The organism is Streptomyces sp. NPDC058662 (assembly GCF_042716255.1).
GTDB lineage: Bacteria > Actinomycetota > Actinomycetes > Streptomycetales > Streptomycetaceae > Streptomyces.
Map to the genome: position 1 here is coordinate 6,020 of NZ_JBHXRU010000136.1, position 5,843 is coordinate 11,862.

The 5,843-nt window shown below is 72.8% G+C and carries 7 protein-coding genes; 4 read left to right on the top strand and 3 right to left on the bottom strand.

Annotated elements, in window-relative coordinates:
- Together ACFWUQ_RS29170 and ACFWUQ_RS29175 are read right to left on the bottom strand one after the other, a co-directional pair.
- The coding region (locus ACFWUQ_RS29170) for a DUF664 domain-containing protein (protein ID WP_384543983.1) at positions 1 to 451 on the bottom strand (451 nt) is incomplete at its 3' end.
- A gap of 47 nt (positions 452 to 498) precedes the next feature.
- On the bottom strand, positions 499 to 1,761 hold the full coding sequence (locus ACFWUQ_RS29175; RefSeq protein WP_384543985.1) for an epoxide hydrolase family protein: 1,263 nt from the start codon (positions 1,759 to 1,761) through the stop codon (positions 499 to 501).
- A gap of 328 nt (positions 1,762 to 2,089) precedes the next feature.
- Between ACFWUQ_RS29175 and ACFWUQ_RS29180 the strand changes: the two genes are divergently transcribed.
- Positions 2,090 to 2,761 carry a ScbR family autoregulator-binding transcription factor gene (locus tag ACFWUQ_RS29180; protein WP_384543987.1) on the top strand — a complete coding sequence of 224 codons (672 nt, stop codon included), beginning with the start codon at positions 2,090 to 2,092 and terminating at the stop codon, positions 2,759 to 2,761.
- Between the two features lie 658 nt (positions 2,762 to 3,419).
- Here the strand turns inward: ACFWUQ_RS29180 and ACFWUQ_RS29185 are convergent.
- Positions 3,420 to 3,998: a CGNR zinc finger domain-containing protein gene (locus tag ACFWUQ_RS29185; RefSeq protein WP_384543989.1), complete on the bottom strand. Its 579-nt coding sequence runs from the start codon at positions 3,996 to 3,998 to the stop codon at positions 3,420 to 3,422.
- 127 nt (positions 3,999 to 4,125) lie between these two features.
- Between ACFWUQ_RS29185 and ACFWUQ_RS29190 the strand changes: the two genes are divergently transcribed.
- Genes ACFWUQ_RS29190 through ACFWUQ_RS29200 form a run of 3 tightly spaced genes read left to right on the top strand, consistent with a single transcriptional unit; the run spans position 4,126 to position 5,833 of the window.
- The gene (locus ACFWUQ_RS29190; protein ID WP_384543991.1) at positions 4,126 to 4,764 is read left to right on the top strand and encodes an AzlC family ABC transporter permease; all 639 of its coding nucleotides are present in this window, start codon (positions 4,126 to 4,128) and stop codon (positions 4,762 to 4,764) included.
- A complete protein-coding gene (locus ACFWUQ_RS29195; protein WP_384543993.1) occupies positions 4,761 to 5,072 on the top strand; it encodes an AzlD domain-containing protein in 312 nt (103 codons plus the stop codon). Before ACFWUQ_RS29190 ends, ACFWUQ_RS29195 begins: the two co-directional genes overlap by 4 nt.
- Positions 5,073 to 5,086: 14 nt before the next feature.
- The gene (locus ACFWUQ_RS29200) at positions 5,087 to 5,833 is read left to right on the top strand and encodes an RraA family protein (RefSeq protein WP_384543994.1); all 747 of its coding nucleotides are present in this window, start codon (positions 5,087 to 5,089) and stop codon (positions 5,831 to 5,833) included.
- The last annotated feature ends 10 nt before the right edge of the window (positions 5,834 to 5,843 follow it).

The window sequence follows — 5,843 nt, forward strand, 5'->3', positions numbered from 1 at the left end:
GGCGGGTTTCTCCGTTTTTTTGGGGGTTTTGTTTTTGGGTCGGTTTGTCCGGGGGGGCGCGGGGGGGGCGGGGGGGGGGGGTGCGGGCGGGCGCGGCGACGGCGGCGCGGGAGCGGGCGCAGGCGTCCTCCCACCGGGCCAGGTCGTGGGCGGGGTCGGCGTCCTGGACGTGGAATGCGCTGGGCTGCCCGTCCGCACCGGACGGGCGGCGGCGGCGGGTGCCCTCGCCGCGCAGGGTGTCGTGGAACCAGCCGTGTTCGACCTCGGTGAGGTGGCGGACGAGTCCCAGGAGCGTCAGCCGGGAGGTGGGGACGGCCCTTCGCCGTAGCTGTTCGGTGTCCAGGCCCGCGCATTTCATCATGAGGGTGTCGCGCTGGCGTTGCAGGACGGTGGTGAGGGTCTGGTACTCGTCGCCGGTCAGGGCGGGTCGGGTGCGGCGGTCGTCGTTCATCGGGTGGTCCTCGCAGGGCGTGGTGGGCGGCGGGGGTGGTGGTCGGGTCATCGCCCGGGGGCGGTGGGCGGGGTGGGGCGCAGGGTGCGGAAGAAGGCGCGGATGTCGTCGACGAGGAGGTCGGGGACCTCCATGGCGGGGAAGTGGCCGCCGCGGTCGTAGGAGGTCCAGCGGGTGATGCGGTCGGTGCGGTCGGCGATGTGCCGCAGCGGGATGAAGTTGTCGTGGGGGAAGTCGGCGAGCGCGGTGGGGGTGGTGGAGGCGGGGGGCGGGGCCGCGTGGTAGTCGGCGTGGGCGCGTTCGTAGTAGAGGCGGGCGGCGGATCCGGCGGTACCGGTGAGCCAGTACAGGGTGACGTTGGTCAGGAGTTGGTCGCGGTCGACGGGGGTGGCGGGGTCGCTCCACTCGGTGAACTTCTCGCCGATCCAGGCCAGGAGGCCGGCGGGTGAGTCGTTGAGGGCGTAGGCGAGGGTCTGGGGGCGGGTGGCCTGGATGTCGGCGTATCCCTGGCGTTCGCGGGTCCAGGTGAGGTGGCGGGCGCGGGAGGCGAGGGTGCGGGCGCGTTCGGCGGGGCTCAGGGCGGCCAGTTCGGCGGCGGTGGGTTCGGTGGTGGCGCCGGCGCCGGGCAGCAGGTTCAGGTGGACGCCGAGCACCTCGCCGGGGTGGCGCCGGCCCAGTTCGCGGGAGATCGCCGCGCCCCAGTCGCCGCCCTGGACGCCGTAGGAGGGGTAGTCCAGGCGTTCCATGAGGGTGGCGAAGGCGCGGGCGACGCGGGTGAACTCCCAGCCCGTCTCGGTGGTGGGTCCCGACAGGGTGAAGCCGGGGATGCTGGGCAGGACGAGGTGGAAGGCGTCGGCGGGGTCGGCGCCGTGTGCGCGGGGGTCGCTCAGGGGGCCGGCGACCTGCTGGAACTCCACGAACGAGCCGGGCCAGCCGTGGGTCATCAGCAGGGGTGTGGCGTGGGGTTCGGGTGAGCGCAGGTGCGCGAAGTGCACCCGGGTCCCGTCGATGACGGTGGTGTACTGCGGCCAGGTGTTCAACCGGGCCGCGGCGCTGCGCCAGTCGTAGTCCCGGCTCCAGTAGTCGGCCAGTTCCCGCACCCGGGCCAGGGGCATCCCGTACGCCCATCCCACGCCGGGCAGTTCGTCGGGCCAGCGGGTGCGCCGCAGCCGCTCGGCGAGGTCGTCGAGGTCCGCCTGCGGCACCTCCAGGCGAAAGCGGGCCAGCTGCCGACCGGGGAGGCCGCCGGGGGCTTCGCCGGGGTTGCCGTCGAGGTCGTCCCTGAGGTTTTCGCCGAGGTTTTCGCCCATGGCTCTCACGATGCCAGGCGTCCGGGCCGGCGGGGCGGGTGGGGTTGTGGGAGCGGGAGTTGCTGTCGTGGTGAGGGATGCCGGGGGGGGAGTTGTCGCGGCGGTGGGAGTTGCGGGGGTGCTGGGGGTGCTGCGGGGTGGGGGTGTGGGAGGGGAAAGGGGGTGTTGTCGGGGCAAAGGGGGGTGCTGGTGTGCTTAAAAGTACTGGGTGACTGGTTTCTTTACGGGGGGCCGGGCTAGATTGGCCCCCGTACGGGCCGCCGTGGGGGCGGCTTCGCCGGGCTCTGCGCGTACCGCCGGGGGCACCGACCGACCGGGGGGACCGCACGTGGCGAGGGTCAGGCAGGAACGGGCCGAGGTCACCCGGCAGGCGATCCTCGACGGGGCCGCGGTCGCTTTCGACCGGTCCGGTTTCGAGGGCACGAGCCTGAGCGATGTCGTGCGCAACGCCGGTGTCACCAAGGGCGCCCTGTACTTCCACTTCCCGTCCAAGGAAGCTCTCGCCCGGACCTTGATGGACGAGCAGTTCCGGATTGCCGAGGGCCTCTCGGGGGTCGAGGAGCCCGGTCTGCAGACCGTCATCGACCTCTCCCACCAGATGGCTGAGGGTTTGCGCGACAACGTGCGGATCAGGGCGGGTATCCGCCTGGTGGTCGAGTTCGGTTCCTTCACCGACCCCGACCCGGCCCCGTACAACGCGTGGATCGACACCTGCCACGGCTGCCTGGTGCCCGCCCAGCGCGACGGCGATGTGCTGGCGCGCCTGGACGCGTACGACCTGTCGGCGTTCCTCGTCGGCTCGTTCACCGGCGTCCAGGTGACCTCGCACGTGCGTACCGGCCGCGCGGACCTCCACACCCGCCTGAGCGACCTGTGGACCTTCCTGCTGCCCGGCATCGTGCCCGCCGACCGCATCGACCGCTTCGAGGTGGCCGGCTCCCCCGCCCTGCGGGCGGCGCACTCCGACGCCGGCGCCCCCGCCACCCCCGGCGCCGCCTGACCGCGTGCCCAGGGCGGTCTCGCACACGCCGTGGCGAACCACGGGGGTGCTCGCTACGGCGTGTGCGAGACCGCCCTGGGCACCACCCCCCGACAGGGCGGCGGCGGTGCGGGCACGCCCCCCCGGGTCGCGCCCGACCCGGCACCCGCGCGACCTGATCCCCGCACCCGGCCGCGTACCCGCACGGCTGGGGGCCTGCGACTGTGCCTGGCCTCCGCGTGCCTGTGGCCGCCGGGGGCCCGGCGTGGCGCCTGCACGGCTGCGCGCCTGCGCCTGTGCCTGGCTGCGTGCCTGCTGCCCGGGGCTGGGGGCCGGGGTCCAGGGCGCGGGGCCTGTGCCTGGCTGCGTGCCCGCGCTCGCCCTCGTACTCCCCCGCTTTCGTACGCCCACTCCGGCTCCCACTCCCGCTCCCGCGCGCCGCCGTCGCACCCCGCCCCGTACGCGTACCCGCGCCCGCGCGCTCGCGCGCCCGGTAGTCCCGGCCGCGCTCCCCCGCCCGGTGTGCGCGGGCTCGTGCCCGCTCGCGCTCGTGCTGCTCGTGAGGCGGGGACGGGTGTATTCCCTTGGGGTGGGGCGTGGTTGGCGGTGTTCGCCCGAAATGGGAGCCGGGGTGGGGTGGGGGCGGGGAAGGGAGGGAGTGGGGTTTCGGCCGCTGTTTTCAGCCAGTGTTTTCCTGGTGCGGGTTTCTGGTTCTCAGGCGGGCCCGGTGGGCGGCGGCGCTGGCGCGGTTTCCGCAGATGTGGGGGCTGCAGAATCGGCGGGACTGATTTCGGGAGACGTCGACGAATACTTCGGCGCAGCGGTGTCCGACGCAGATGTGCAGGCGGCTCGTTCCGGTGGCGGTGACGACGGCGAGCAGGCCCATGGCGGCGTTGACCGCGTACTGGTCCACGGGTGGGGAGGCGGGGTCGGCGATGTGCAGGTGCCAGGGTCCCCCGTCGTGGCGGGTGTAGTGGGGCTGGCTGCGGTGACCGGCCAGGATGTCGTTGAGGAGGGTGACGGCGGTGGTCTCGTCGGGGGCGGCGAAGACCTCGCGCAGGGCGGGGCGCAGGGCGCGTGCGTGTTCGAGGTCGCGTGGGGTGGGGAGCGTGTCGAGGCGGATGCCGTGGGTGACGAGGAGGTCCGCGAGGGCGGCCGCGTCCGGCATTTTTTCCGTTTCGCGCACGATGTTATAGGTGTTGACCAAATCTTCGGCCCATGCCACTGGATCTTCGAGGTAACTAGCAAACATCACCATGGCTCCGTACTATTGGTCTCGCTTCCCGTTCCGAGGTGGAGGGCCAATGGATTCCCAAGAGGCATTACCCGCTCCCGTCCCCGCGACTGAAGGATATTCCCCACCGCCGGGATTTCGTCAGGAGTGGTTGCTCGGACTGCGCATGGCGGTCCCGCTGGCCGTCGCGGTGTTCGGGTTCGCGGTGTCCTTCGGGGTGGTGGCGCGGGCCGCGGACATGGGAATCGTGGCGCCGATCGCGATGTCGTTGACGACGTTCGCGGGGTCCGCGCAGTTCGCGGCCGCGTCGGTGCTGGGGACCGGTGGCGGGATCGCGGCCGCGATCGTGGCGGCGGTGCTGCTGAACTCCCGTTACCTGCCGATCGGGATCAGTGTGGCGCCGGCGATGACGGGGGGTGTGCTGAAACGGTTCGCTTCGGCGCAGCTGGTCGTCGACGAGTCGTGGGCGGTGGGCCATCTGGGCGGGGGCCGCTACTCCCGCGGCCGGCTGCTGGGCGCGGGGACGTTGGTGTACTGCGCGTGGGTGGGCGGGACTGCGGTGGGGGTGCTGGGTGCGCAGTACCTGGGTGATCCCTTGCGGTTCGGGCTCGATGTGGTGTCGCCGGTGTTGTTCCTGGCGCTCCTCAAGGGGCAGATCAGTGACCGTCGTTCGCTGGTGTGCGCGATGTTGGGTGTGGCGATCGCCCTGGTGCTGATGCCGTTCGCGTCGCCGGGTGTGCCGTTGATCGCGGCGACCGCCGCCTGTCTGCTGGGGCTGAGGAAGCGATGAACGGGGTTTGGCTGGCGGTCCTTTTGGTGGGCGCCGTCTCGATGGGCCTCAAAGCGGCGGGGCCGGTGCTGCTGGGCGGCCAGGAGCTGCCCGACCGGATGCGTACTGTCGTGGCGTTGATGGCTCCCACCCTGCTGGCCGCGCTGATCGCCACCCAGGTGTTCGGCGACGGGCAGGGCCTGACGGTGGACGCGCGGGCGGTGGGACTGGCCGTGGGCGCGTTCGGTGTCTGGCGCAAGTGGCCCACGCTCCTCGTGGTATTCCTGGGCGCGCTGGCCACCGCGTTGACCCGGCTGGCCGCCGGATGAGAAGGGACACCCCCATGACCGGGAACCACACCACCGGCCGGGTATGGCCGACCGCCGCCCTGTGGGACGCGGGCCTGCGCCTGGGCCACACCCTGACCCTGCCTCCCCTGCCGCTGCGGCCCGCGGCTGCCGGGATGCGCCTGTCGGGGCCGCTGCGCAGGGTGCCCCACACCCACGGTGTCGCCTCCATCCTCGACGCCCTCGACGCCTCCGCGCCCGGCGACGTCCTGCTCATCGACAACCAGGGCCGTACCGACGAGGCGTGCGTCGGCGACCTCGTCGCCATCGAGGCCCGCCTCGCCAAGATCGCCGGGATCCTGGTGTGGGGCTGCCACCGCGACAGCGACGACCTCGCCGTCATCGGCCTGCCCGTCTTCAGCCTCGGCCCCTGCCCCGCCTCACCCACCCCCCGCCCCGCCCCCACCGACACGGGTCCGGGCGCCAGGGGCGCGGCCGGTACGGGTGGGGCGGGTACGGGGGCGGCGGGCGGGGGGTCGGGGCAGGCGTTCAAGGCCGTCGACGGCGACATCGCCGTCGCCGACTCCGACGGCCTCGTCCTGATCCCCGCCGCCGCCCACCACGACATCCTCGACACCGCCCGCACCATCGTCCAGGCCGAACAACACCAGGCCAACCAAGCACTCGGCGGCATCAGCCTCCGCGAACAACTGCGCTGGCACGACTACCAGGAACAACGCCGCACCGACCCCACCTACACCTTCCGCGCCCACCTCACCCGCATCAACGGCGCACTCGAATAACCCCCCGCCC